We start from the raw sequence: 26739 nt of genomic DNA, 5'->3' as shown, positions 1-26739 counted from the left end.
CCGCGATATCTGAATAGGAGACCCAAATGGTCAAAGAAATTATCCGGCACACGCCGAAAATCACGACCCTCGCTGACGGGACCGATGCCGTCTTGCACATGACTGATCTGGTGGGCGAAGAGGCGGGGCCACTGGTTGGCATCTCGGCGTCGGTGCACGGGAACGAGAACTGTGGCAGCCAATCTATCGCCGACTTGTTCCACCTTTTGAAGGATATGCGCATCAAAGGCACCATCCGTTTGGTTCCAGTGGTGAATGCGCGGGCAACTGTCGCCAACGCGCGGTTCAACCCGATTGATAATCTTGATCTGAACCGCCAGTTCCCCGGCGACCCGAATGGCACCTTCTCGCAGCAGTTGGCACATACCTTTGCGACCGAGTTTCTCGGCCAAATTGATATGCACATTGATCTACACTCGGGCACCGATCGCCCGACGGTGGATTACATCTACCTGCTCAACGATGAAGGCTTCAGCCGCGCGTTTGGGTCCAAGGTCTTGTACCGCCCCGACGATGGCAAGCAGGGGACGAAGTTTGGCGGCACCACTAAAGACGTGACCATGCCGCGCGGGATTCCTGCGGTGGTGGTCGAACTTGGCGGCGGGATCGTCGATCAGGGCCCTTACATTGAGCGTATCCTGAAGGGCGTGCTGAACATGCTGCGCCACAAGGGCGTAATCGAAGGCGACGAAGTAGCCCCCGGCGAACAAATCGTCGTCAATGAAATCGCAGGCATCCGGCCCACCAAAGGTGGTTGGATTGAACCCTATTCCCCACCGTTGGGCGCGGCTGTGTCCGGCGGTTCTACCCTGTTCAAAGTAACCAGCCCCTACACTTTTGAGGTGTTGGAAGAGGTTAAATCGCCGTTTGAAAACGGGATTATGATTATGGGCCACCTGACGCGTAACCTCGTGGAAGCGGGCGACTACGGCTGGATGGTTGGCAACCTGGAGGGGGCCACTGCGTGAGCATTCAGCCGCAACCCTCACCGACGGATCAGGCGCGTGACATTGCCTTGGATGTCCGCGATCTGACGATCGAGATCGCCTCGGAAACGGGCGGGTTCGTTGTAGTGGACGATATGAACCTGCGCGTTGGCGCGGGCGAAACCCTGTGCATTGTAGGCGAAAGCGGGTGCGGGAAGTCCATGACAGCGCTGTCGTTGTTGCGCCTGTTGCCAGACGCGGCCCGTGTGACGGATGGAGAAATCCAGGTCGGTCAAACTGACCTACTGGCATTGTCCGAGCGGGCCGCCGAGGATCTTCGCGGCAATGAAATCTCGATGATTTTTCAAGAACCTTTAACGGCATTAAACCCGGTGATGACGATTGGCGCGCAAATCGCTGAAACTATCCGCCGTCATCGTAACGTATCCAAGGCAGAAGGGTGGGGCGCGGCAGTCTCGGCCCTTAAACATGTGCAAATGCCAGATGCCGAACAGCGTGCACGCCAATATCCCCATGAGTTGTCGGGCGGTATGCGCCAACGGGCGATGATTGCTTTGGCGCTGTGCTGTGACCCGGCGGTCGTGGTGGCTGATGAGCCGACAACCGCATTGGACGTGACGGTGCAGGCGCAGGTCTTGGGCTTGCTTGCCAAACTGCAACGCGACCACGGAACGGCAGTTGTCTTGATCACCCATGACCTTGGGGTTGTTGCAGAAATTGCTGACCAAGTGATTGTTATGTATGCCGGAAAGTGCGTGGAAGAGGCCAGCATCACCGATCTGTTTGACGCGCCCCTTCATCCCTACACGCGTGGTCTGATGGGGGCGATCCCGCACTCGGGCGGCGATACGCGCCTGACGGATATCCCCGGCACGGTGCCCGCCCTTTGGGATTTGCCGCAAGGCTGCGCTTTCGCGCCCCGGTGCCCTTTGGCGACGGAGAAATGCCGTCGCGAACGCCCGATGATCCATGAACACCGCCCCAATCACGCCGTTGCATGCTGGAATGTCGATCATGACGCCTGACCAAACGCCCGCCTTGTTGTCTGTCCGTGACCTGAAGGTCCACTTCCCGATCCGCCAAGGCGTTTTTCAGACCCAAGTGGGATCTGTTCGTGCCGTGGATGGGGTAAGTTTCGATGTTGCGCGGTCAGAGACTGTCGGTCTCGTGGGCGAAAGCGGCTGTGGAAAGTCTACCACGGGCCTTGCACTCGCAGGGCTGATCGACGCCACGGCGGGCGAGGTGATGTTCGATGGTGACCGCGTCGGCTCTGCCACTGGGCAGGAATTGCAGACCTACCGCCAGCGCATGCAGATCGTGTTTCAAGATCCGTATTCCTCGCTGAACCCGCGCCAAAAGGTGGCGGACATCCTACGCGCGCCGCTGGATATTCACGGCATCGGAAAACGGTCGGAGCGGCCCCAGATGGTACTGGATATGATGCAACGCGTGGGTCTGCGACCCGATCAGGCGCGCAATTATCCGCATCAGTTTTCGGGCGGGCAGCGCCAACGGATCGGCATCGCACGGGCCTTGATGTTGAAGCCAGACGTGATCGTTTGCGATGAACCCGTGTCGGCGCTTGATGTGTCGGTGCAGGCGCAGATCTTAAACCTTTTGAATGACTTGCAGGAGGAACTTGGCGTCGCTTTCCTGTTCATCAGTCACGATCTTGGGGTGGTTGAGCACATCTCGGACAAGGTCGCGGTGATGTATCTGGGCAAGATCGTTGAGATGGCTGATCGCGCCAGCTTGTTTTCCAATCCGACCCATCCCTACACGCAGCTTTTGTTAAGCTCGACGCCATCTCTGGACCCGCGCAAGCGCCACAACTTCGCGGTGGAAAGCGATGACGTGCCCTCCGCCACGTCCGTCCCCTCGGGCTGCGCTTTCCGCACACGCTGCCCTCTCGCGTCCGAGATATGCGCCCGCGAAGTGCCTTCCCAAAAGCAACACGCCCCCGGTCACCTAATAGCCTGCCACAACAAATGAGCGTCCAAATGCCCCCTAAGCCCCTCGTCCTGACCAATGCCCGTATTCTTGACGCAGAAGCGGGCAAGCGAACGGCCCCTATGTCGATCCTGATTGAAGGGGAAAAGATCACTGATCTGGCGAGTAGCGTTGTGGCGCCAGAGGGGGCGGAGGTGATCGACCTTCAGGGAAAAACCGTGATGCCCGGCATGATCGATTGCCACATGCACGTCGTGGCTTGGTCCTTGGATCTTTGGGGAAACATGGTCGCGCCATCCTCGCTTTCCGCGCTGCGGTCGGCCCAGGTCATGGAGGAAACGCTTGCGCGTGGTTTCACGACGATACGCGACTTGGGCGGCGCGGATCATGGGCTTGTGCGCGGTGTGGAGGAGGGGTTGATTGCTGGCCCCCGTCTGGTGATCTGCGGTAAGGGCCTGTCCACCACCGGCGGGCATTGTGACCTGCGCAACCGCACCGATGACCGCCCCGGCATCATGTCCGATCGCTTGGGTTCTATGGGGATCATCGTCGATGGGGTCGATGCGGTGCGTGAGGTTTGCCGGACCTATATCAAGGAAGGCGCGAGCTTCATCAAAATCATGGCCAATGGCGGCGTAAGTTCCCCCAATGATCCGATCCATTCCATCCAGTTTTCGAGGGCAGAGATTGAGGCAGCGGTGGAAGAGGCCGAAAATGCAGGCCTTTACGTATCGGCTCACGTCTACACCGACCGGGCCATCGCCCGCTGTGTTGAGATGGGTGTCCGCTCACTAGAGCATTGCAACCTGATCGAGCCGGAAACGGCTGCGCGGGCGGCCGAGCGCGGCTGCATCGCCGTGCCAACTCTGGTGGCGTACGAGGCTCTGGCCCGCGAAGGCGAAGCTTTGGGCCTTGGCGCCGACAGTATCGCGAAGATCGACACGGTGCGCACCGCCGGGCGTCGGTCCCTTTCCGTGATGAAAGAGGCGGGCCTGCCGATGGCCTTTGGTTCGGACCTTTTGGGCGAGCTGCGCAAGTACCATTGCTTGGAAATCGACCTGCTGGAAGAAGTGCTCTCCCCGGTGGAGATCATCAAATCGCTCACCATTGTCGGGGCAGAGCTATGCGGGCTGAAAGGGCAGGCGGGTGTGATCGCGCCGGGCGCTTTCGCCGATTTGCTTGTCGTGGATGGAGATCCCTTCGCAGACCTGAGCCTTTTGAAAGGGGACGGCGAAAACCTTCAAGCCATCATGGCGCGCGGCACCTTTACAAAGCGTAACTTGGAAGCGGCAGCATGATCCTGGGACAAGAGCTTGCCGAATTAACCGCGGGCGTTGATCAGCTTTACCGTTCCGGCTTGAAACAAGATGAGGTGCTGGACCGCGAAGGGTTGATCCCCGTCGCTGTAGCACCCGTCGCGCCCCGCCCCTTGCGTAGCTGGTCCGAGGCATTGGACGCGCTTCAAGGACTCCTTGCGCGTATCCCGGCGGACGCGGACTCGCCTCAACGAGAGGGGTGGTTAACCGAAATGACCCTGTCACTCGTGTCGCTGACACGGATGTTCAGTGGAGAGAAAATACAGTTCCGCGATCGGTTGCGGGACCAGCTGCGCGTCGAGCCAGCCCCGATATCGGAGGCCATTCTTGAGGGCTACCGGGCAGAGCTGCGCGGTGCTTTGGACGAAATGGGCTATCGGAGCGGAGATCTGGCCGCAGATGTAGCGGCTTGGGAAAACGCCACTGCCGTCGATCCAAAGGATGTCATCGCGCGTTTGGATGCCATCCAGAGGCAAGCCCAAATCCGGTCTTGGAAGATGGTCTTTGATATCGGTGATGATTGGATCGAACCAAAAGCTGTCTACGATCGCCCTTATTCCGCGTATTGCGATTATCCGGGGCGGAGCCTTTGGCTAAATCTGGAGTTTTCCTACACGGAAGCCGACCTAAAGCACCTTGCCACCCACGAAGCTTTCCCCGGCCACCTCGTTCATCTTGCGCGGCGCGAGCATCTTGTTGCGCAGGGCGAAATGCCGTTGGAAGGCGCGCAAGTCGTCACGAATTCCGCATCCAGCGCACTTTTTGAAGGCATCGCGGAAAATGGGATTGAGCTTCTGGATTGGATCGAAGGCCCGCAGGATGTCGCGGGCATCGCGATCCAGCGCATCCGAAGCGCCCTGCGGTGCAACGCCGCCTGGATGGTGTTCGAGGACGGTTTGACCATCGAAGCAGCCGCACAAGCGACAGCATCAGGCGCGTTCCAAACCCTGGAGACAACACAACGACGCTTGGCGTTCCTGTCCCACGAACTTCGCGCCCCGTTCCTGTTCGCCTATTGGTGCGGCGATGATGCTGTGCAGAAGTTCATCCGCAAGAACGTCGACCGGGGCCAAGGTTTCATCGTGCAAGAGCTGTTCGACAAGATGCATACCCCCGCGACGCTGGCTGCTGCCTGAAAGCCGTTCCCATTGTGTAGTCAGAGTGACCTTCTTGCCGTTGCTTGGGGATGCCGAAGCGGTTCTTCGAGGAACCAGAAGTCGGCCTGCTTTTGAACAGACAGTATGTATCGGGGCCCGTATTCGATACGACGCTCCGCCACTGCGAAGTCGCATTTGACGCCGAATACGACGACGCTGCTTTATTGAAGTCGGCCTACTTGAACCTACTGCTTCAGCAGGAGAGGTCGCTTGAGACAATCATGATGAGGTATCTTCGGCAGCAAGCAGGAGCTTTCTCAGGATATCGTCAAGCAGCCTGATGTCTTCCTCGCTCAACCCAGCCAAAAGGCCATTTTGGGTTTCAACGTGATCCGCAATTGCAGCGTCGATCACGTCGAAGCCTTTGGTCGTTAGTTTCACGACCGCGCGCCGAGCGTCATTTTTATCAGACGTTCGAGTGACAAGGCCTGCTTTTGCCAGTTGCTCGATGCGGTTTGTCATCGTGCCGGATGTAATCATCATGGCTTCCATGAGATCACCGGGCGAGAGCGCGTGGGGTGAGGGCGAACGGCGCAGCGTTGCCAGAACATCGAACCCGGCGGGGTTAAGTCCATGTTTTGCAAAGGTCTCGCCCATCCGGCGGGCGTTGCCATGTGAAACTCGGGACATGCGCCCAATCGGACCCATTGAGCGAACGTTCAGGTCGGGCCGTGCCTGTCGCCACTGTTCCAGAATTTTATCTACAGCATCCATAGTCCCATCTTATAGGTCTTTATCTTGACATCAAGAGATATCCAATTATCTTGACGTCAAGATTTAAAGGAGGATGCATTATGCCCCGCACATTTGACTTGTTGCTGACAGCCCTCGCACCCACCGTCTGGGGGAGCACTTACATTATCGCGACAGAGTTGTTGCCGGACGGGTATCCAATGACAGCTGCTATGCTGCGGGCGCTCCCTGCTGGTCTCCTGCTGATGTTGTTCACCCGCGTCATGCCGAAGGGTGTTTGGGTCCTGCGCTCCATCGTGCTTGGGGCACTCAACTTCTCGATCTTCTGGTGGTTGCTTTTTGTAGCAGCCTACGAATTGCCGGGCGGTGTTGCCGCTACGGTGGGCGCAGTTCAGCCCTTGATCGTTCTCTACCTGTCAAAGCTCATGCTCAACCAAGGCATCCGGCCTGTTGCCGTCCTTGCCGGTCTGGGTGGTGTCTTTGGGGTAGGGCTTTTGGTTCTGACCCCAAACGCGGCGTTGGACGGGATCGGCCTTCTGGCGGCCTTTGGTGGCGCGATATCCATGGCGTTTGGCATTGTACTGACCCGGAAATGGCAACCGGCTGTGCCAGCACTTACCTTCACGTCTTGGCAGTTGACTGCCGGTGGCTTGCTCTTGGTTCCGGCTGCGCTCTGGGGCGAGCCCGCTTTGCCACCTCTTGATGCCGGCGCTGTTCTTGGTTTTGTCTATCTGGGTTTGATCGGTGGCGCGGTGACATATTTCCTATGGTTTCGCGGCATTGCGCGCCTTGGCCCATCGACCGTGGCTCCGCTCGGCCTGATGAGCCCCGTTGCAGCAACCCTGTTGGGTTGGGCAATCCTTGGCGAAGCACTCAATCACTGGCAGGCTATCGGTATGGTCATGGTGTTGGCCAGCGTATGGATCGGCCAACATGCACAACGCCTCGTTCCCGGTTCCTCCAAGCGGGCAGGGCCGTCCATACCAGCGCGGACCTGATGACCAGATTGCTTGAAAGAATAGCGTTTAACCGCGCCGACATAACCGGAGGACGACTTGCCCTATTTGCGTGGCCAAAAGCTTCTGATCCCGAACCTGCCGTCGTTGACGGCACTCGAATCTTGCCGTCTTCTTAAGGGATCAAGACATGGAAAGAGCGCGTGATGTCGGCCGCAAGGGCCGCTTGCGCCTTGTCTTTGTCACCGGTCCGCAGGGCCGACAGGATTTCTTCATGGTGCATATGTTCCGAAATCATGCTTGCCGTGGGGCGGTTGATAATCAGGTTCAAATAGGCGCCATATTGGAGCCACAGCGCCTCGATCATCGGTAATAGAACTTCAGATTTGCTACAGCGATAGAGCGTCTGGTGGAAGTCGTGGTTGGTCACAAGGTCCGGCAAAGTTTCAGGGCCCGTCTTTGGGCGCTTTAAGATCGCCTCCAGCGCATCAATGTCAGCGGGTGTGATACGGTCCATTGCCTGTTCAAGAACCAGGCTTTCCAACGCGAGACGTGCCGATTTTAGATCGGCGGCACGGCGGGCATCGAAGGGCGGCACCATTAACGTGCGTGAGGGCGTATCGACCAAAGCGCCCTCTGCCACGAGGCGGCGGACAGCCTCTCGAACCGGTGTCATCGAGACACCCAATTGATCGGCCAGATTGCGCAAACTGAGCACGTCGCCCGGTGCAAAGTCGCCTCTTGTGAAGGCATCTCGCAGTGAGAAGTACACATTTTCGCGCAGTTTTAGCGGATCGAGGCGGGCAATTGTTGGTGTGCTCATGACATTCTTGACAGGTCCAGACTGTATCGTTGATAAAATATCACACATCACAGTGGAATCGGTCAAGCGCGAAAGGCTAATCAATGGAAGAAGGCGGAGAACGTGGTTTTTGGCTCTACGATCTAAGGGTTGAGACCGTTTTGGAGGGCCGCGCACCGGTTTGCCGACATGTCGAGGGAGAGTCCTTCCGCGTTGTTGGGGAGAACCTAGTTTTCGATGGTCCGTCCAAGATCTCCATGTTCGCGCTTGCGTCAGTTCTTCCGCTTCTGCCCGCCAAGCAGCGGGAGACAGACGCAGATGACTGGATGACCACTGACGCTGAAGTTGCGTGCCCTGACCCCCATTGCGGCGGGCGGTTGCGCATCGTGCGTGAAGAACGCCGCTGGTATTCCCACGCAGCTACGACCGGGCTGCCAGATCAGCGCGGGACACCCTATTGGAAGGACGAAGCATGACCGTTGAAACCGCTGATCTGCGACCGGGCCACCGCATCTCGCGCGTCATAAAAGGGGGCTGGCAGTTGGCGGGCGACCATGGCGAGGTGCGCCGTGAGGATGCCATTGCCGATATGGAGGCGTTTCTGGACGCCGGTATCACCACCTTCGATTGCGCAGACATTTATAAGGGCGTCGAAGAGATGATCGGTCATTTCATTGCCGACGTCCGCCGTCGTCGCGGGGCAGAGGTGGCGGACCGCGTCATGGTTCACACGAAGCTGGTTCCTGATCTTGGCCGCTTATCTGACATCCGCCCCGACGAAGTTGAGGCGATTGTTGATCGGTCACTTCAGCGCTTACAAATTGAGCAAATCCCGCTGGTGCAATTCTTCTGGTGGGACATGAGCGTCGGCAATGCGGTTGAAGCGCTCGATGTTCTGAAAGAGTGTCAGCGCAAGGGCAAGATTGCCAATCTCGGCACGACGAACTGGGATTGGCCGGTGATGGACCGCTTCATTGATGCCGATTTCGATGTGGTCTCGGCGCAGGTGCAATATTCTATTCTCGACCGACGCCCTGCGGGAGCCTTCTCGGAATGGGGTGCGCAGCGCGATGTGCAGATCTTGTGCTATGGCACCTTGGCGGGCGGGTTTCTGACCGATGCCTGGCTCGGCAAGCCTGATCCCGGTTTCGAGTTCGAAAACCGAAGCCTCATCAAGTACCGACTGATTATCGACGAATTTGGCCCTTGGGAGCTGTTCCAAACTTTGATGGCAACGTTGAAGGCCGTCGGGGACAAACATGGGGTGTCGCTTGCCGCCGTGTCTTCGCGCTGGGTGTTGGACCAACCACAAGTTGCCGCCGCCATCGTCGGTGCGCGCTACGCGCGGCATCTGCCCAAAACGCTAGAGATCTTCAACTTCGCCCTCGACGACGCGGATCGCGCGGCCATCGATGCGGTTTTGGATCAGGCCGCCGGGCCCAGTGGTCCCGTCTATGGACTGGAAGGGGATCGGGGCGGGCGCCACGGCAAGATCATGAAGTACAACCTGAACACCAACCCTGCTGACAAGGTGTTTGCTGAATGACTATTGGACTTGGCGCTACCGAAGGGGGGGCGTGATGCTCTACGCGATCGCGCATAAACTGCTGTTCCCGCTTATGCTGCTCACCTCCGCGTGCATCATCATTTTGATGGGTGTGTCGTTCTCGGATGTGATCCTTCGCAGTCTGAACAGCCCTATTCCGGGGGCTTACGAGATCACAGAGATCGCCGTTGGCGCGATGGTGTTTGCGGCCCTTCCCTTGGTGACTTTGCGGCAAGAACATGTGCGCGTGACATTGTTCGGGAAACTGGCGGATCAACACCGCTGGCTTCGGCTCATTTTCACGATTGTCAGCCGGGGTGTCGGCGTCCTCGTCTTCGCTTTCTTCGCTTGGCATTTGTTCCGCTTGGGCAACCAGATGAATGCCAATGGGGCGCGGGCTATATTTGCGGGGTTCCCCTTGGCACCCTTTGCCTGGTTCGCATCGGCCATGTGCGCCGTGTCGGCGGTGGCCACGTTGTTCAGTCGCCAAGACGCGGCACCTGATGGGATTGGGGAACTCTGATGACCATCATGCTTTGCGCGCTGGCGCTGCTTTTCCTGCTGCTGTTTCTTGAGGTGCCGATTGCGCTGGCGATGCTGGCCATTGGCGTCGGAGGCTTCGCCTGGATCGTTGACTGGGGCCCGGCCGGGTATATGGCGGCCGACACCGCTTACCGGACCGTTCACAACTTCAACATGTCCGTGATCCCGCTGTTCATGTTGATGGGCAACCTGATTAGCAGAGCCGAGATTTCAAAGGAGCTCTTCGATCTCGCTTATAAATTCGTAGGCCACCGGCGCGGCGGGTTGGCAATTTCCACGGTGCTTGCGGGGGGTATGTTTGCGGCGGTTTGTGGATCAAGCCTAGCCTCCTCTGCCACGATGGGGCGCGTCGCTTACCCGTCGATGAAACGCTACAACTACGATGACTCTCTGGCCGCCGGATCTATCGCGGCTGCCGGAACATTGGGGATCATGATCCCGCCCAGTGTCGTGCTGATCGTATACGGCATCTTGACCCAAACCGATATTGCCCTGCTGTTCATTGCAGGTATCATCCCGGGTCTTCTTGGCGCGGTGCTTTATGTCGGCGCTGTGGTTTTTGCCACCACGCTCAACCCCGATGCCGGACCAGCGGGTGAGCGCAGCAGCTGGACTGAGCGGCTGCTGGCGTTGCGCTCGGTTGGCTCTGTGGTCTTGCTGTTTGGTTTGGTGATCGGCGGCATTTACGGCAATCTGTTCACTCCGACCGAAGCCGCCGGGGTAGGGGCCGTGGGTGCCCTTGCGATTGCAACGCTCCGGCGCAAGCTCACATTCCGCACATTTCTGGCCACCCTCGGCCAGACGGCCATCATGAGCGCATCAATCTTCTTCGTTCTCGTGGGGGCTCAGGTCTTCGGCAACTTCATCAATGTCGCGGGCTTCACCGCAGAGCTGAACGCCTTCGTCACCGGACTAGAGCTTCCTGCATGGGCGATGATGTTGGTCATTGTCGCGATGTACCTGATCCTTGGATGCGTGTTGGAGAGCATGTCGATGCTTCTGCTGACAATTCCGATCACGTTCCCGCTGATCCTGCACCTCGGCTACGATCCGGTCTGGTTCGGCATCGTTGTCGTCACCCTTGTCGAGGTGGCCCTGATTACGCCGCCTGTGGGGATGAACATCTACGTTCTGCAAGGGGTTCTGCCCAAGGTGCCGCTGCGCAAGATGTTTGCCGGGGTCACCTACTTCGTCATCGCCGATGCAATCCGCATCCTGTTGCTTATCCTCATTCCTGCGCTGGCCTTATGGTTTCCCGGACTGATGTGACGTTTCACCCATAAAAAACCAACTCAACAAGGAGAAAATACAATGAAAAGAAGAACTTTCACCGCCGCCCTGTCGGGCCTTGCGTTGCTGGCCAGCGGCACCGCCGCCTTTGCCGAGGACGTGGTCTTGCGGTTCTCGAACTGGCTGCCGCCCACGCACCCGATCGTCACGGACATGATCGAACCTTGGGCCGCAGATGTGGCGGAGGCGACCGACGGACGGGTGACGCTTCAGATTTTGCCCGCACTCGGCGCGCCGGGTGCGCATTTCGATTTGGTTCGCAACGGCGTCGCCGACATTGCCTTTGCCGTCCATGGCTATACGCCCGAGCGATTCAAGCTGACGGAGATGGTCGAATTGCCCTTCACCGCCGAGAACGCGCAGGTGAACTCGATCGCCAACTGGCGCACCTATCAAGAGTACTTCATGGGCGCGGATGAGCATGAAGGGACGCATCTTCTGGGCCTTTGGGTGCCGGGGTCTTACCAGCTGTTCACCCGCACAGGCGTGGAAGAGATCGGCGACCTCGACGGTCTGCGTATTCGGGTCCCCGGCGCCATCGTGGAGCAAATCGCGACGGAGCTTGGACTTGTGTCGATCTCGTCGCCGTTGACGGAAGCCTACGACCAGATCTCTCGTGGGATTATTGATGGCATGTTCCAGACCTACGGCACGGTCATGGACTTCAACATGACCGAGCATATGCCTGTTGTGTTCACGGTCCCCGGCGGTTTCGCGGCCTCCAGCCAGTTCATGGTGGTGGATGAGGACGCTTGGAACCGCATCAGCGCAGAGGATCAAGCCGCAATTGATGCCTTGTCTGGCGAGGCCATGGTCAGCCGTTTTGCCGCGGTTTGGCAGGAGCACAATGCGACGTCTTCCGAAGCCCTGATTGAAGGCGGTCTGACCCGTCACGAACTGGAGGGAGAAGACTTGGCTCGCATGGAGGAACTTCTGGCACCGATCCAGAGCCAATGGGTTGAAGCCGCAAGTGAGCGTGGTGTGGACGCCGAGGCCGCTTGGGGTTTCTACCAGGAACAGTTGGACGCCGTAGCAGAAGAGCTTGGTGTGTCGCGCAACTAAACAACTCAAGGTAGGGCCACCGCGGCCCTGCCACTTTCCTCCCTAAAACTTAAGTAGCGGAGCCGTGACCGTGTTTCATAAGATCGACGATTGGGATCGCGCTTATTCCAATTCAACCCACATCCATGGCAGTGACAGGTGGCCGGACGCTTGGGTTGGACCTGCCGCTGACTTTCGCGGTGCCATGAATACGCAGGGCCGTGCCGCACTTGATCAGCCTTACGGGGACGGTGCCCGTCAACGGTATGATTTGTTCATGCCTGAAGGGACGCCGCGGGGGCTGTTTGTCTTCGTTCACGGTGGATATTGGCATTCGCTCGACCGCAGCTATTGGTCCCATCTTGCCGCTGGTGCGGTGGCCAATGGATATGCTGTCGCGGTCCCCGGCTATACGCTTTGCCCCGAGGCGAGCATCACCCAAATCGGGCAGGAGATAGCCCAAGCGATTGATACTGCGGCCGAGCGCATTTCCGGGCCTATCGTGCTTGCGGGACATTCCGCTGGTGGCCATCTGGTTGCGCGCGTTGCGGCGAAGGGGTCTTCCCTATCCGAGCCGACGCGTGCGCGGTTGTCGATGGTTATTCCAATCTCTGGCCTCAGTGATCTGCGTCCCTTCCTGCGCCTTAAAATGAATGAAAGTCTGCGCCTGGATCTGGAGGAGGCGATGCGTGAAAGCCCTGCGCTGTTAACGCCGCCCGAGGGCCTGCGTGTACTTTGTTGGGTTGGGGGAAGTGAGCGGAGCGAATTTCTGCGCCAGAACCAACTTCTCGCCAACGTTTGGACGGGTCTCGGCGCAGAGGTGGCTATTTGGGAAGAACCCGACAAACACCACTTCGACATTTGTGATGGCTTGGCTGACCCCAGTCACCAGATCCACCGACTCTATCTTTAAGCTTGCCCCCTCGCGGCCTCGGCCGTGTCGGAACGGTTCATTCCGTTGTGCCAATTGGTCAACAGAGCCATAGCCATGGGGCCTCTACTGCGCCTGACGCGTCGAGCGGTCCATGACGCCAGCCGCCCATCGATGGGTTGAAGCGCCGAAACAATCGTGCAGGGAGTCCGTGGCAATGACACTGCCCAAAGACAGGCGGCCAAGCAGAGACAGGCCCGTTTGCGCGGCCCCATCGCGTCCCACAAGTGACCCGTCGGGCCGCGTCTGCGCCCCAAAGCCTTCGGCCACAGCTGTAATCAACCCCTCTTCCCGTGCGCCCTCTATCAAAGGGGCCACGATGGTCTCTAAACTCGGGTTGGGCAGTACCGCATCAATCATAACAGGGGCGAGTAGGGCAGCATCTCCTTCGATCAGTCGCCAGCCCTTCGGCTCCATCAGAATATCGGGATCGTCCACGGCCTGTAGGCTCACCAACCCATCATCGATCAGCATCAAAAGTTGTTCGGACGCCGCGACGGGCGGGCCGTAGCTGTAACGTTTTAAGGCTTCATCAAAGCCGACGATTGCGGTGGCGGTGTCGGACGCAAGAACGGCGCTGTTGACGCCACTGCGAAGTTCATTCTGCATTTTGCGCCAGATTTGCCCAATCACATAGCCGACGGATGGGGGGATACGCTGATGCGCCATTTCAATCGAGATGCGCAGGGCAGCGATGGTGTCTTGAATGTCCTGGGCACCTGGCGTCTTACGTTCGGTGAAAAGCCATTGCGCCACCGCCTGCCTGGACTGCGCACCGTTGCATGCGTCAAGTATGCGCAAGGTTGGGGGGATTAAAGCCGCGCATATAGTTTCCAATGCACCGTCGGGACCTTGGCCCACGGCCTGCGTCAACGCGGCTTTGAAGGCTTCCACCTCACCTTGTGTCGGGTCAAACCGCCTGTCGATTGCAGCCGTCGCGGGCTTCGGCGCAGGGGGGAGGCCGTCGCGCGAATAGGGCAGTATCCTGCGCGGCTCGCGACCCGATCTAATGTAGCAGCCGCCGTCAAATTTCCCGCCCAACCCAATAGTCAAGATCCGCAGCACATCATGGGTCGATAGCCCCAATCCACGGATCGCTACGGTCTTATCGTGCCAGCCGCTTGCAGCCTCCAACAGGTCTGTGCCCGGATAGGACGGGAGAAGATCAAGACCGTGATCCTCGGCATGATCTGTCCATTTTTTCATCTGAGGGTCCAGCTTCGTCGCTGGCTGACCGGGGGACAAGAGAACCTCGTCGTAGGGGCCATATTGATCGCTCTGCGTCTTGATGTGCCAACCATCATCCTGCTTCAGATCGTGCGCTTTGGACCTGATGTGGGTGACGTCAAACACATCCTTCGTGGCTTCACACAGCGCTGCAAACCGGGCTTCAAGATAAGCGCCCAAATCAGAACGGGGCGGGAAATCGTCGCCATCGTAGTCATTGGCGGACCAGTCGGCAAAAGGCGCGATATGATCGGACATACAATCAGGCGGGTCGATATCGAGGATACGAACGGGGATATTAAGAATGCACAAATGGTCTTCATCGGGATGAAAGTTTGGCCCTGCGCCCAAAGCATCGAGGGTGTCGAAAATGTCGATCTTGAAGCGGATTTTGCGCTTCATGGCATCAATCGCCAAAGCCTCTAGCGCGCCAAGGCCGCGCGGACCGAATCCTATAACGGCGAGTGTTCGGGTTGGTGTTTTCACGGGGGCGCCCTTTCTGAGGTTCCACTCGGTAACGCGCGAAGGCTGGAAATGATCCTTGGGAGCGAAAGTTTATTCCAAGCCCGGCCATGTCACCGCGTTCCGGCCCGGCACGCCGTATCTGCTTTCCAATGATCACCGGACAGGGTAGGCCATGCGATCTTTGTATAAGCGGGACAGATCATGGCGCAGAATGCCACCATTCATAAAATTGAGCTTACGGTCTCTGACATGGATCGCCACTATTATGAGACCCATAAGCTCACTGTGGCAAAGCACCCCTCTGAGACAGATGAACGGCTGATGGTGCGCCTTCTCGCCTTCGCGCTAAATGCCCATGAACACTTGGAGATGACCAAGGGACTATCGACGGACGATGAACCGGACGTCTGGCAAAAGAGCCTAAGCGGAGAGATCGACGTCTGGGTCGCGCTTGGGTTGCCGAGCGAGAAGGTCATGCGCCAGTCCTGCGGCAAAGCTGGGAAAGTCATCGTCTATCCCTATGGGGGCAGGGTTGCCGAAATGTGGTGGGACAAGGTCCGCAACACCACCACCCGTTTCGACAATCTGCACGTCGTCAGTTTTTCGGAAGCCGACACTGGCGCATTGGCAAAACTGGCCAGCCGCGCGATGAAGCTTCAGGTGAATGTTCAAGACGGCGACGTCATGGTCAGTGTCGATGAAAGCGTCGTCTACGTGACGCCCAAAACATTGAAGGGCGCGGCATAGCGTTCATCGCTCCGTCGCCTCACTCCGTGGCCATCACGTTTTGCCACGGAAGGTGCGCCACTGTTAACATCGCCCCAATAGCTGCGGTCACCCACTTCGACGCCTGAGGCGCTCAACCGACCATAAACACGTCATAGCGCGTTGTTTTGCCAATGATTTGGTGGCTGCATTTCGGCACGCCTGCAATCGGATCAGCTTTGGCTGGCCACTTTAGCACCACGCGTTTACTCGCATGTTTGATCGCCAAGCGCACAAGATCACCCGCGTCTTCATCGGCTCCTACAATCTCACGGACTTGGCGGAGTTCTTGTTTCACCAGGGCAGAATTTTTCCGTTCGGGATGCATTGGGTCGATCAAAATTGCTTCGCCGGACAGATCAGGGATCAGATCCAAAGCATCACCCTTCAGAAGGGTCATGCGGTCAATAATTTCCCGCATCTGCCCCCCGGCGCTTATTGCTCTTTCCATGCCCTGAGCAAGCAAGGAGTGCATCTTTTCTGACCGTTCGATCAGAGTGACCTGCGCTCCCAAAGACGCCAACAGGAATGCGTCGCGCCCCATACCGGCCGTCGCATCAATGATCGTGGGCGTCTTGCCACCGCGCAGCCCCATCGCTTTGGGTAAATCTTGCCCACGCCCACCACCGAACCGAAGGCGATGGGCGACCGGACCTTCGACGAAGTCAATGCGGAGCTCTTTCGCTGGCTGCTTCAAATTTTGCTCGTTCTTTGTTCCTGCACGGCGCCGTTGTTAAATGGCTTCGGTCTTTAGTGCACTAGTTGCGTCTGCTACATTCCATAGAGCGATAATCAGACGTTGACCAAGGCGGAATTTCACCGGTTGTCGCACCAGTCCCAAGGGCGGCAGAGAGCCCAAACCTACCGACCTGAACTTCTTCAAATGTGCGCGAGCCGGTCGGCAAAAGCGGAAGTTTCCTTCATGTTCGTTAAACGGTACTTGGAGCCTTTGAAACCTTTATAAATCGCAAGATGGGCACCGTAGGATGAAGCAGATTTCCTGTTCCAGTAGTCTCCTGACCAAGCCTCTAAGTCTTCAAAGTTGCCAGTTGATCCACGATCTGTCTCTCTCAAAAGCAGATTCTTGCGGCTTTCGGACCACGGAATATCGGTCCAGATTAGGCACGTAGCACGAAGAATGATTGGACTGACCAACCACCCATAGACGCCTTCGATAATCCAACGATCTTCTTGGGCTCTTTGAGATATCTTCGTGATAGCGACTGGCGCGGATTCTTTGCGGTTATAGTTCCCATCAACCCAATGTATTTGATCAAGATCGACAATATTTAAAGCCAGCATTTTGCCCATACGTTTTGCAAGCCAGCTTTTTCCTGATGCAGTGTTCCCGATGATAACTGTTCTATTAAATTCGTCTAATTGGAAGTTAAGCATCAGAAATTACTCAGATATTACAAACGCCACAAGCGAGCCGATGTTAAGTATGCTCGAATAGCTGTAACAACGTTTCCGTGCAACGGCCGCTCCGTCTCGCTTAGCTAGCCGTAGGTGGCCAGCATCTCTTTCAGATCGTCCAGCGTGTTCGCCTCTGACGCGGGTTTGTCGTGCCGCCAGCGCAGCATCCGCGGGAACCGCAATGCGACGCCCGATTTATGACGCGGAGAGGCTTGGATGCCTTCGAACGCGATCTCGAACACATGGTGCGGGGTGACTTGGCGCACGGGGCCAAACTTGTTGAGGGTGTTCTTGCGCACCCAAGCAGTGATCTGTCGGAACTCCGCATCGGTCAGGCCGGAGTAGGCCTTGGTGAAGGGGGTCAGCTCGTTCCCGTTCCAGACGGCGAAGGTGTAATCGGTGAACAGATTGGCGCGCCGTCCGCTGCCCGATTGCGCATAGATCATCACCGCGTCGATGGTCAGCGGGTCGATCTTCCATTTCCACCAATCGCCGCGTTTGCGCCCCGCAAGGTAAGGGCTGGCGCGGCGTTTGATCATCAGGCCTTCTGCGTTGTGCGCGCGCGATGCTTTCCGTTCGGCGGCGAGGGTATCCCATGTGTCAAAGGGAACCTCTTGGCTCAGGCGGATGGGGGCCTCGGGCGGGACGTCGGCAAGCAAGGTCTTGAGCGCGGTGCGGCGGTCGCCAAAGGGGGTGTCGCGGATGTCGGTGCCGTCTTGTTCCAGCAGATCATAGGCCATCAGGATTACCGGCGATTCCGCCAGCAGTTTCTTCGGCACTGTTTTTCGCCCGATGCGTTTTTGCAGGGCGTTGAAGCTGAGCGGCATATCGTCCGCAAAGGCGAGGATTTCGCCGTCAATCACCGTGCCCTCGGGTAGGTAATCGGTCAGCTGCGCCAGTTCGGGAAATCGATCTGTCATAAGGTCTTCGCCGCGCGACCAGATGTGGTGTTCGCCGCAACGGGTGATGAATTGCCCGCGAATGCCGTCCCATTTGCGTTCGGCGTGCCAGTCGGGCGGATCGCCAAGCTCCGCCGGGTCATCGACGGAATGGGCAAGGTAGAACGGGTAGGGGCGCGACAGGTCGGCCATGGGGTCATCCGCCTCGATCAGCGCAGCCCACGTCGTCGTTTGCGGCGTCCACTTGCCCATGAGCTTATGGGTCAGCGCGGCGACGTCCTGCCCCGTGACCTGCGCCAGCGCCCGCGTCATCAACTTGGCGCTGACGCCGACGCGAAAACCGCCCGTCAGCAGTTTGGTGAACAAGAACCGTTGATCGGGGGCGAGGGTATCCCACGCCGCCAAAATCCCCGCCTTGCGCGCATCATCGTCGAGGGTGGACAGGTGGGCGAGTGTTTTGATCCAGTGGGTGAGGCTGTGATCTTGCGGGTCGGAGGGTTCGGGCAGCACGAGGCTGATGGTTTCGGCCAGATCGCCGACGATGTGATAGCTTTCGTCAAACAGCCAATCGGGCAGGCCCGCGACCTCGGCCGCCCAAAGGCGCAGTTTGGTGGTCGAGATTACGCGCTTGGGGCGGCGGCCTGTGAACAGGGCGATGGTCCACAAACGGTCGGTGTCTGATGCCTCACAGAGGTAGTCTGCCAGCGCCGCGACTTTTACGGTGGTTTTGGTGCTTTCATCGACGCGGGCGTAAAGGGCGGCAAACTGCTTCATGTCGCCTCCTCGGTGTCGTCGCCGGTGTACTCAGTCGACACCACAAGGGCGTCGTAGCCCTGTTCGGACAGGTAGCGTTGGAACTGGCCAGTGTAGCCGTGGGTGACAAAGATTTTCTCGGCCCCCGTCGCCTTGATCGCCGCATTCAAACCGCCCCAATCCGCGTGATCAGAGACGATAAACCCGCGATCCGTGCCGCGCCGGCGGCGCACGCCGCGCAGGGCCATCCAACCCGAAGCAAAGGCCGTCGCCGCCTGCGGGAACCGCCGCGCCCAGTGTTGCGTGGTGCTGCCGGGGGTGGCGATGATAAGCGCGCCGGGGTGGGTTTTGGCACTGACATCTTCGGTGATCTGTGTGGTGTCGGGCAGGGCGATCCCCTGTGCGCGCAGAACTGCGTTGGTGTTTTCCACCGCCGTGACCGTCAACATTGGCCCGATTGAAGCATCGACGCAGCGCATCAGGCGTTGCGCCTTGCCAAGGGCGTAGGCGGTCAGGATCGAGGCACGGCCCGCCGCAGCATTCGCCGCCCACCAGTCGTTCAATTGCTGCGTCAGGATATTCTGCGGGGTCCACTTGAACACAGGCAGGCCAAAGGTGCTTTCGGTGATGAAAGCGTGGCATTTCACGGGCTCGAATGCCTCCGATAACCCGTCGTCCACAGTCTTGTAGTCCCCCGAGGCGACCCAGACCTGCCCCGCAACTTCGACCCTGATCTGAGCCGATCCGGGCACATGGCCTGCGGGGTGGAAAGACACTGTCGCCCCGCCGATCTGGCGGGTTTCGCCGTATGAAACGGTCTCGATCCGGGCGCCTTCCCCCAACCTGTGCTGCATCACAGGGGCCGCAGCTTCGGTGGCCAGATAGCGGCCCATTTCTGGGCGGGCGTGATCGGCGTGCCCATGGGTGATCAAAGCCCGAGGCACCGGGCGCCAGGGATCAATGTAAAAATCGCCAGCAGGACAATAAATGCCCCGTTCGGTGAAGGTCAAAACCTCGTTCATACACTGCGAAATAACGCGGGGGCGTCTATTTTCAAGCGTCCCCATGTCGGATCAATTCATTGGACGGCTGCGTCGGAGGAAGACACGCGGTCCAATTCCCGCTCCAATATCGTGAGGAATGCCTGCGCGGGCCGGATCAGTGGGGCCCGAACAGAGCGGACGACGGCAAACTGCACCTTCCCGAGCGACAGCTGCAAACGCTCACACGGTGCCGTGTTGCCATCATCGCAAAGCGCGATTTCGGGAACGATGCAAACCGACGCAGCGCCCGCCTTGTGTTTCAACATCTGAGCTGCGGAAAGTGTTGTTGTGACGCCCTCTTTCAACCGATGTCGTCGCAAGGCGTGGCCCATGGCCGTCCGTGTGCCTGTGCCATGGGGCGGCAGCATCAGCCTGTCGTCGATTATGTCCCATAGGCCGGAAACAGGTGGCCTATCGCCCGGACCAGCACGCCGCGCGGCGAGAGGCACGGATTGAGACAGCACAACCTCCACGGCATCGTCGACATTGGGGTTGGTCAAAATCGCCAGATCAACGCCGCGCTGTAGCAAGCTTTGGGTGGTGTCGTCGGTCAGCACCTCAAGCGAGACACCGGGGAAGGCGGCCTCGAAGGCTTCCATCACGTCGGGCACCAGGCCCGCGTCCAAATCCGCCCCAAGGCTAAGCCGCAATGTCCCACTCAGCCCGTTGCGCAACTCTGTCAGTTGATTTTGCAGATTGTCGAATTCGGTCAGATGCCGCTCGATCATATCCAGAAGCAACTCTCCGGCCGATGACAGGCTTACGCCGCCGGGAATCCGTTCGAAGATCGCGACTTCCATCTCTTCCTCGAAGGCCTGAACGGCGCGATTGAGCGCTGAGGGGGAAATCGCCAGCGCCTCGGCACCGCCCCGAATAGAGCCCGCACGCGCGATTAATCGGATCGCACGGTAGATTTTTAGGTGTCGCATCAACGGGTCCGCCAAGGTGGTGCAAATATTGCAACACGGTAGCGCAATTTTAATGGCAGACAACACCACCCTTTTCTCGTCTCTTCATGCTGCACCTGCAGAAACTACTTTCCAACCTTGGGGACACTTATGAAAAAGCTGCTTCTAGCCAGCGCCTTGTCGCTTGTTACTGCTCATGCTGCATCCGCAGAAATTCGCGTCGGCATCCTCCACTCTCTTACTGGCACCATGGCCATTTCCGAAACGACGCTTCGCGATGTCATGTTGATGTTGATCGAAGAACAAAACGCCGCCGGTGGTCTGTTGGGCGAAGAAATCGTCCCCGTTGTCGTTGACCCGGCATCCGATTGGCCCCTGTTTGCGGAACGCACCCGCGAATTGCTGACGGTTCACGAAGTGGATGTGATCTTCGGTGCTTGGACATCCGTATCACGCAAATCGGCGCTGCCGGTTCTGGAAGAATTGAACGGCCTCATGTTCTACCCGGTCCAGTACGAGGGCGAAGAATCCTCGCGCAATGTGTTCTACACAGGTGCGGCACCGAACCAGCAGGCGATCCCTGCGGTGGACTACTTCCTTGAAGAACTGGGCGTCGAATCTTTCGCGCTGCTGGGGACAGATTACGTCTACCCCCGCACGACGAACCGCATTCTCGAGCAATACCTGCTGGATGCCGGCGTTCCGCAGGAAAACATCTTCGTCAACTACACGCCCTTCGGCCATTCCGATTGGTCTTCCATCGTGTCTGACGTGGTGGCCCTTGGCGACTCGGGCCAACAGGTCGGCGTGATCTCCACGATCAACGGCGACGCCAACATCGGCTTCTATAATGAGCTGGCCGCCCAAGGCGTCAGCGCCGACGACATCCCCGTTGTCGCCTTTTCGGTGGGCGAGGAAGAACTGGCCGGTCTGGATACCGAGCCTTTGGTGGGGCATCTGGCCGCTTGGAACTACTTCCAGTCCGCAGACACCCCCGCGAATGAGGAATTCATCTCCGCTTGGCATGAGTTCATCGGCGATGACACACGTCCGACCAATGACCCGATGGAGGCCCATTACATCGGCTTCAACATGTGGGTTCAGGCGGTAGAGGCCGCTGGCACCACCGACGTCGATGCAGTGCGCGAGGCGATGTACGGCATTCAGGTGCCTAACCTGACCGGCGGTATCGCCGAGATGTTGCCAAACCATCACCTGACCAAACCCGTGCTGATCGGTGAGATCGAGGCCGACGGTCAGTTCACCATCATCTCGCAAACCGATCCGGTTGCAGGCGATGCTTGGACAGACTTCCTGCCCGAAAGCGCCGTGTTGGTATCCGATTGGCCGGGCCTGGAGTGTGGCATGTACAACACCGAAACCGAGACCTGCGTTCAGATCCAGTCCAACTACTAAGCCCCTATGGGGAAGACATGCGGGCCGCGTTCGTCGCGGCCCGCATAGACCTTCAAGAAAAGAAGATAGACCGTGATCCGACTTACCATTGCTGTCGTTCTCGCCCTTTGCCTGGCCCAAGCCATGCCGCAGCGAGTTCATGCGCAGGATGATCTGCAAGCGCTTCTCCAAGACAATGCCGAAATGGTCGCTGACCCCTCGCGACGTACCGTGCAGGAGGTTCTGGATATCCTCTCGGAAAGTGGCTTGGCGATGGTGCCGCAGTTCCTTTCCCGATGGGAAGCCCGCGAGGTCTATCAACGCGATAGCGACGGGGTATTTGTCTATGTCGAAGACGCTGACGCGGACCCGCTGACCCTAATCGACATCTCAACGGGCGCAGCCCTTGGCACCGCCACATCACGAGAGGTGACGCAACTGCGCCCCAATGGCGGCGTGCGCCGGGTGATTTCTGGCGCATTGGTGCAGTTCCAAGTGGCCGCCGAGGACCCGTTGCAACGGGCCACCGCGCTCGACGCCATCGAGAACCGGCCCGATGCCAGCCATCTGCCGCTTCTGCGTGCCAGGCTAGAGGCCGAAACCGATCCCCAGTTGCAAGACCGTTTGGCGATCATTCTGCCCCGTCTAGTCATTACCTTTGCGCAGGATGAGGCCGAGCGTATCGCCGCCATCCAAAGCCTTGCGGGCAACGTCAGCCTCGGGGCACGGGCCACGCTGAACCCACTTCTAGCGACCGAGTTAGAGGTCCACGCCGAGACACCCGAAGGGGCCAACATCGCGGAAATTCTTACGCCGGGTTCTGGCGAATTGTCTGTTGATGCGGCCTATCAGATGTTGGTGGACGAAGGTCTCGCCCCCGCGCTCATCCCCGGCTCGGACCGCTTGGCGGTTTTGTCGGCCAATGTCGTGGACGGACGGGTAGGGGGGCTGCCTACGGCCACTTTGGATACCGAGGCCAACCGCGACCAAGCCTATGCCGCGCTGGTGGCCGAGGGCCTTGCCGAGCCTGCCCCGACCGCCGCAGACATCGCGGCATCACTGGCGGCCTACCAGTTCATCGAAATCTATCGCGAACCGGACCAAAACATCACCGATGCCGCGAATGAGGCATTGGGCGAGACCGAATTCAACGTCGGCGTGTTCCGGTTTTTCGACCTGTCGCTCGATGGGATTTCGCTGGCGTCGATCTACTTTCTGGCGGCTATCGGGCTGGCGATTACCTTTGGCGTCATGGGCGTGATCAACATGGCCCATGGGGAATTCATCATGATGGGCGCCTATACCGGCTACGTCGTGCAAACCGCTGTTTCCAATTACACTTTGTCGATTGCCATTGCGATCCCGCTGGCCTTCGCAGTGACCTTTGCAGCGGGCGTGTTGATGGAGCGTAGCGTGATCCGGTGGCTGTATCATCGCCCGTTGGAAACTCTGCTCGCCACCTTCGGCATCTCTATCGCGTTGCAGCAGATCGTGCGTCAGATCTTCGGCACGCAGGCCCGCCCCCTGACGCCGCCGGATTGGCTGGCCGGGTCGGTGGTGGTGAACGATGTGCTCGCCATCAGTTCCATCCGTATCGGGATTTTCTTGTTGGGCGTCGTCTTCTTCTTGCTCTTGTGGGGCATCTTGAACCGCACCCGCTTGGGGCTGGAGGTGCGCGCGGTCACGCAAAACCCGCGTATGGCGGCATCCATGGGGATCAACCCTGACCGCATCAACATGCTGACCTTCGGTCTGGGGTCGGGCATTGCGGGTATCGCCGGGGTGGCCATTGGCCTGTTCTCACAAGTCGTGCCCGATATGGGCTCGGGCTATATCGTGCAAAGTTTCATGACCGTTGTTGTCGGCGGCGTGGGCAATGTGTTTGGCACCCTGGTCGGCGCGACCATGATCGGCAGCCTGCAAAAGGCGATTGAATGGCTGAACCCGTCCAACACCCTTGCCGCCCAAACCTACATGATCCTTTTCGTGATCTTGTTCATCCAGTTCCGGCCCAGGGGGATCATCGCCCTCAAAGGCCGCGCGGCGGGGGACTGAGGCATGCAAGTTTTCACGCGCAACCGCTCTGTCCCGATTTTCATCGGCCTTCTGACCCTCTTCACGATCGGCGTCACCGTAATGTCCGAGGCTTACGGCGCGGGCTTGATTTCGGTCAGCTTTACCAAGGTGTTGGGCATGACCCTGTGCCTTTGTCTCGCGGCTTTGGCGATGGACCTTGTATGGGGGTACTGCGGTATTCTCAGCCTCGGCCACTTCGCCTTTTTCGGGGTGGGGGGCTATGTGATCGGCATGTGGCTGATGACAGCCCGGACCGAGGCCGTGGTGCGCGCCAACCTTGAGGCCGCCGTCATTCCACCGACGCAAGCAGAGGTCAGCGACGCCACCGCGTTGCAGATTTTCAGCGTCGTGGGCGCGGAAGGGTGGCCGTGGATGTGGGCGGCCTCGGGCAGCTTGTTCCTGACGCTCTTGTTGATCGTACTGGTGCCGGGCGCCTTGGCGCTGGTCTTTGGCTGGCTTGCCTTTCGCAGCCGTGTCACGGGCGTTTACCTGTCGATCCTGACCCAAGCCTTTACCCTCGCGCTGTCGCTGTACCTGTTCCAGAACGACACCGGGTTACGGGGCAACAACGGGTTGTCGGGCCTGCAAAATATCCCCGGTGCGGACCGCTTTGGGCAAGATCAGATATCGGTCTGGTTTTTCTGGGCCTCCGCCTTGGCGCTTGGCCTTAGCTACGTCGCGGCGGCCTGGGTGGTTTCCGGTAAATTCGGCAGCATTGTGCGCGGCATCCGTGATGATGAGCAGCGGGTCCGCTTCCTTGGCTACCGGGTCGAGGTGTTCAAACTGTTCGTCTTCACACTGACGGGCATTTTGTGCGGCATCGCCGGAGCGCTCTACTACCCGCAAGCGGGCATCATTAACCCCGATGAGATCGCGCCAATCGCCTCGATCTACCTTGCCGTTTGGGTCGCCATCGGCGGGCGCGGCAGGTTGTACGGCGCGGTCATTGGCGCGGCGCTTGTCTCACTGTTATCCACCTATTTCACTGGCGGGCGGGCGCCTGATGTGAACCTTGGCCTCTTTACCATCGAATGGGTCGACTGGTGGCCGGTTCTGCTTGGCCTGGGCTTCGTATTGGTCACGCTTTTCGCCCCGAAAGGGCTTGGCGGCTTGGTCGATCTTCTCGACAGAAAGAAGCAATCATGAGCGCGATTTTAGAAGTCAGCGGCGTTTCTGTTTCCTTCGATGGGTTCAAGGCGATCAATAACCTTAGCTTCGCCATTGCGCAGTCGGAAATGCGCGCGGTGATCGGCCCGAATGGTGCGGGCAAGACCACCTTCATGGATATCGTCACCGGCAAAACACGCCCCGATGAGGGCACAGTTCGGTGGGGTGATCTGGGCCATTCCCTGCTGTCGATGTCCGAGGCGCAGATCGCGCAGGCCGGGATCGGGCGGAAATTCCAACGCCCCACGGTGTTCGAGCAGCAATCGGTTTGGGACAACCTGCGGGTCTCCCTCAAGAAACCCCGCGGGCCGGTTGCCGCGCTTCTGGATCGGGTGACCGAGGCGGACCGAACCCGGATTGCTGAACTGGCAGAAGAGATCAGCCTGACCGATGTGCTGGACCAGCAGGCCGGATCGCTGAGCCACGGCCAGAAACAATGGCTGGAGATCGGTATGTTGCTCGCTCAAGATCCCAAGCTGTTGCTGGTGGATGAACCTGCCGCCGGGATGACCACGGAAGAACGAAATCATACGACATCGCTGCTGAAGCGTTTGGCGAAAAACCACGCGGTGGTTGTGGTGGAACACGACATGGATTTCGTGCGTCGCCTTGATTGCAAGGTAACGGTTCTGCACGAAGGCTCTGTTCTGGCGGAAGGGTCACTGGATCACGTCATGGCCAACCAGCGTGTCATCGAAGTTTATTTGGGGCGCTGACATGTTGGAAACCCGCGACCTGACCCTTCATTACGGCGGCAGCCAGATTTTGAATGGCATTTCTATCGAAGCCCTACAGGGCGAAGTCACCTGCATCATGGGCACCAATGGGGTTGGCAAGACCTCTTTGATGAACGCCATCGCGGGCACCCATGCGCGATCAGGCGGCGATGTCGTGCTGGACGGGCAAACGCTGCCGGTTCAATCGGCCCATCGCCTCGCGCAGATGGGCGTCGCTTATGTGCCGCAGGGCCGGATGATCTTTCCCTTGCTGACGGTTCGCGAAAACCTCGAAACCGGGCTGGCTTGTTTACCCAAGGATGAGCGTTTCGTGCCGGACCGGATATTCGATCTGTTTCCCGTGCTCAAAGACATGGAGCACCGAAGGGGTGGTGACCTGTCGGGGGGGCAGCAGCAACAACTGGCGTTCGGGCGTGCGCTGGTGACCAAGCCGAAGTTGCTTTTGATGGACGAGCCGACAGAAGGCATTCAGCCCAATATCATCCAATTGATCGGCGACGTGATCCGGCAACTTCGTGAAGAAGGGCAGATGGCCCTGATCTTGGTCGAACAGTATTTCGATTTCGCCTACGACCTTGCCGATCAATTCTATGTCCTGAACCGCGGTGCCACATCCTTCGCGGCCCGAAAGGATCAGACGACACGCGCCGCCGTGCAAGACGCCTTTAGCCTGAACGCCTAACGGCGCCAGTGCTGGAATGGTCGAGGCGGCTGCC

General features: G+C 58.7%; 26 protein-coding genes. 18 read left to right on the top strand and 8 right to left on the bottom strand.

Going from position 1 to position 26739, the window contains the following annotated elements; genetic code table 11:
- The first annotated feature begins 26 nt into the window (after window positions 1-26).
- From K3728_11045 to K3728_11025, 5 genes are all read left to right on the top strand, one after another.
- Window positions 27-968: a succinylglutamate desuccinylase/aspartoacylase family protein gene (locus K3728_11045; GenBank protein ID UWQ94264.1), complete on the top strand. Its 942-nt coding sequence runs from the start codon at window positions 27-29 to the stop codon at window positions 966-968.
- Window positions 969-1081: 113 nt separating this feature from the next.
- Window positions 1082-1972 (top strand): ABC transporter ATP-binding protein, encoded by an 891-nt coding sequence (locus tag K3728_11040; GenBank protein ID UWQ97525.1) that lies wholly within the window; start codon window positions 1082-1084, stop codon window positions 1970-1972.
- Complete coding sequence (locus tag K3728_11035; GenBank protein UWQ97524.1) at window positions 1962-2939, top strand: dipeptide ABC transporter ATP-binding protein; 978 nt, start codon at window positions 1962-1964, stop codon at window positions 2937-2939. The genes K3728_11040 and K3728_11035 overlap by 11 nt, the downstream gene beginning before the upstream one ends.
- Window positions 2940-2947: 8 nt before the next feature.
- Entirely contained in the window at window positions 2948-4195 is a 1248-nt protein-coding gene (locus K3728_11030) for an amidohydrolase family protein (GenBank protein ID UWQ94263.1), read from the top strand.
- Window positions 4192-5349, top strand: coding sequence for a hypothetical protein (locus tag K3728_11025; GenBank protein UWQ94262.1), 1158 nt, complete (start codon window positions 4192-4194; stop codon window positions 5347-5349). Before K3728_11030 ends, K3728_11025 begins: the two co-directional genes overlap by 4 nt.
- A gap of 240 nt (window positions 5350-5589) precedes the next feature.
- Here K3728_11025 and K3728_11020 read toward each other — a convergent pair whose 3' ends face one another.
- Complete coding sequence (locus K3728_11020) at window positions 5590-6084, bottom strand: MarR family transcriptional regulator (GenBank protein ID UWQ94261.1); 495 nt, start codon at window positions 6082-6084, stop codon at window positions 5590-5592.
- A 77-nt stretch (window positions 6085-6161) separates the two neighbouring features.
- Between K3728_11020 and K3728_11015 the strand changes: the two genes are divergently transcribed.
- Window positions 6162-7061 carry an EamA family transporter gene (locus tag K3728_11015; GenBank protein UWQ97523.1) on the top strand — a complete coding sequence of 300 codons (900 nt, stop codon included), beginning with the start codon at window positions 6162-6164 and terminating at the stop codon, window positions 7059-7061.
- A gap of 133 nt (window positions 7062-7194) precedes the next feature.
- Here K3728_11015 and K3728_11010 read toward each other — a convergent pair whose 3' ends face one another.
- Window positions 7195-7842 carry a GntR family transcriptional regulator gene (locus tag K3728_11010; protein UWQ94260.1) on the bottom strand — a complete coding sequence of 216 codons (648 nt, stop codon included), beginning with the start codon at window positions 7840-7842 and terminating at the stop codon, window positions 7195-7197.
- 83 nt (window positions 7843-7925) lie between these two features.
- On the opposite strand from K3728_11010, the gene K3728_11005 reads away from it, so the two are divergent.
- The 6 genes from K3728_11005 (at window position 7926) to K3728_10980 (ending at window position 13154) form a co-directional block, all read left to right on the top strand.
- A complete protein-coding gene (locus K3728_11005) occupies window positions 7926-8297 on the top strand; it encodes a TIGR04076 family protein (protein ID UWQ94259.1) in 372 nt (123 codons plus the stop codon).
- Entirely contained in the window at window positions 8294-9367 is a 1074-nt protein-coding gene (locus tag K3728_11000) for an aldo/keto reductase (protein UWQ94258.1), read from the top strand. Before K3728_11005 ends, K3728_11000 begins: the two co-directional genes overlap by 4 nt.
- 34 nt (window positions 9368-9401) lie before the next feature.
- On the top strand, window positions 9402-9890 hold the full coding sequence (locus tag K3728_10995; protein ID UWQ94257.1) for a TRAP transporter small permease: 489 nt from the start codon (window positions 9402-9404) through the stop codon (window positions 9888-9890).
- Window positions 9890-11179, top strand: coding sequence for a TRAP transporter large permease (locus tag K3728_10990; GenBank protein UWQ94256.1), 1290 nt, complete (start codon window positions 9890-9892; stop codon window positions 11177-11179). The genes K3728_10995 and K3728_10990 overlap by 1 nt, the downstream gene beginning before the upstream one ends.
- Window positions 11180-11221: 42 nt before the next feature.
- Window positions 11222-12262: a TRAP transporter substrate-binding protein gene (locus tag K3728_10985; GenBank protein ID UWQ94255.1), complete on the top strand. Its 1041-nt coding sequence runs from the start codon at window positions 11222-11224 to the stop codon at window positions 12260-12262.
- A 70-nt stretch (window positions 12263-12332) separates the two neighbouring features.
- The gene (locus K3728_10980; GenBank protein ID UWQ97522.1) at window positions 12333-13154 is read left to right on the top strand and encodes an alpha/beta hydrolase; all 822 of its coding nucleotides are present in this window, start codon (window positions 12333-12335) and stop codon (window positions 13152-13154) included.
- A gap of 84 nt (window positions 13155-13238) precedes the next feature.
- Here the strand turns inward: K3728_10980 and K3728_10975 are convergent, their stop codons facing one another.
- Window positions 13239-14885: an FAD/NAD(P)-binding protein gene (locus K3728_10975; protein ID UWQ94254.1), complete on the bottom strand. Its 1647-nt coding sequence runs from the start codon at window positions 14883-14885 to the stop codon at window positions 13239-13241.
- A gap of 180 nt (window positions 14886-15065) precedes the next feature.
- On the opposite strand from K3728_10975, the gene K3728_10970 reads away from it, so the two are divergent.
- Window positions 15066-15611 (top strand): YaeQ family protein, encoded by a 546-nt coding sequence (locus K3728_10970; protein ID UWQ94253.1) that lies wholly within the window; start codon window positions 15066-15068, stop codon window positions 15609-15611.
- 112 nt (window positions 15612-15723) lie between these two features.
- Here the strand turns inward: K3728_10970 and K3728_10965 are convergent, their stop codons facing one another.
- From K3728_10965 to K3728_10945, 5 genes are all read right to left on the bottom strand, one after another.
- Complete coding sequence (locus K3728_10965) at window positions 15724-16326, bottom strand: class I SAM-dependent methyltransferase (protein ID UWQ94252.1); 603 nt, start codon at window positions 16324-16326, stop codon at window positions 15724-15726.
- Window positions 16327-16508: 182 nt separating this feature from the next.
- On the bottom strand, window positions 16509-17024 hold the full coding sequence (locus tag K3728_10960; protein UWQ94251.1) for a hypothetical protein: 516 nt from the start codon (window positions 17022-17024) through the stop codon (window positions 16509-16511).
- A 104-nt stretch (window positions 17025-17128) separates the two neighbouring features.
- Window positions 17129-18718, bottom strand: a complete 1590-nt coding sequence (locus tag K3728_10955) for an ATP-dependent DNA ligase (GenBank protein ID UWQ94250.1) — start codon at window positions 18716-18718, stop codon at window positions 17129-17131.
- A complete protein-coding gene (locus K3728_10950) occupies window positions 18715-19719 on the bottom strand; it encodes a ligase-associated DNA damage response exonuclease (protein ID UWQ94249.1) in 1005 nt (334 codons plus the stop codon). The genes K3728_10955 and K3728_10950 overlap by 4 nt, the downstream gene beginning before the upstream one ends.
- A 56-nt stretch (window positions 19720-19775) precedes the next feature.
- Window positions 19776-20669 carry a LysR family transcriptional regulator gene (locus K3728_10945; GenBank protein UWQ94248.1) on the bottom strand — a complete coding sequence of 298 codons (894 nt, stop codon included), beginning with the start codon at window positions 20667-20669 and terminating at the stop codon, window positions 19776-19778.
- A 129-nt stretch (window positions 20670-20798) separates the two neighbouring features.
- Here K3728_10945 and urtA point away from each other — a divergent pair, with 129 nt between their 5' ends.
- The 5 genes from urtA (at window position 20799) to urtE (ending at window position 26705) form a co-directional block, all read left to right on the top strand.
- The gene (urtA, locus tag K3728_10940) at window positions 20799-22064 is read left to right on the top strand and encodes an urea ABC transporter substrate-binding protein (protein UWQ94247.1); all 1266 of its coding nucleotides are present in this window, start codon (window positions 20799-20801) and stop codon (window positions 22062-22064) included.
- 123 nt (window positions 22065-22187) lie between these two features.
- Window positions 22188-24098, top strand: coding sequence for an urea ABC transporter permease subunit UrtB (urtB, locus tag K3728_10935; GenBank protein UWQ97521.1), 1911 nt, complete (start codon window positions 22188-22190; stop codon window positions 24096-24098).
- A gap of 3 nt (window positions 24099-24101) precedes the next feature.
- Complete coding sequence (urtC, locus tag K3728_10930) at window positions 24102-25265, top strand: urea ABC transporter permease subunit UrtC (GenBank protein UWQ94246.1); 1164 nt, start codon at window positions 24102-24104, stop codon at window positions 25263-25265.
- A complete protein-coding gene (gene urtD / locus K3728_10925) occupies window positions 25262-26002 on the top strand; it encodes an urea ABC transporter ATP-binding protein UrtD (GenBank protein ID UWQ94245.1) in 741 nt (246 codons plus the stop codon). Before urtC ends, urtD begins: the two co-directional genes overlap by 4 nt.
- Window position 26003: 1 nt before the next feature.
- Complete coding sequence (urtE, locus tag K3728_10920; protein UWQ94244.1) at window positions 26004-26705, top strand: urea ABC transporter ATP-binding subunit UrtE; 702 nt, start codon at window positions 26004-26006, stop codon at window positions 26703-26705.
- Window positions 26706-26739 lie beyond the last annotated feature (34 nt).

It is taken from the genome of Rhodobacteraceae bacterium M385 (assembly GCA_025141835.1).
Classification (GTDB): domain Bacteria; phylum Pseudomonadota; class Alphaproteobacteria; order Rhodobacterales; family Rhodobacteraceae; genus Gymnodinialimonas.
The sequence above is the reverse complement of the archived record's forward strand: the minus strand, read 5'-3'. Positions and strand labels throughout refer to the sequence as shown.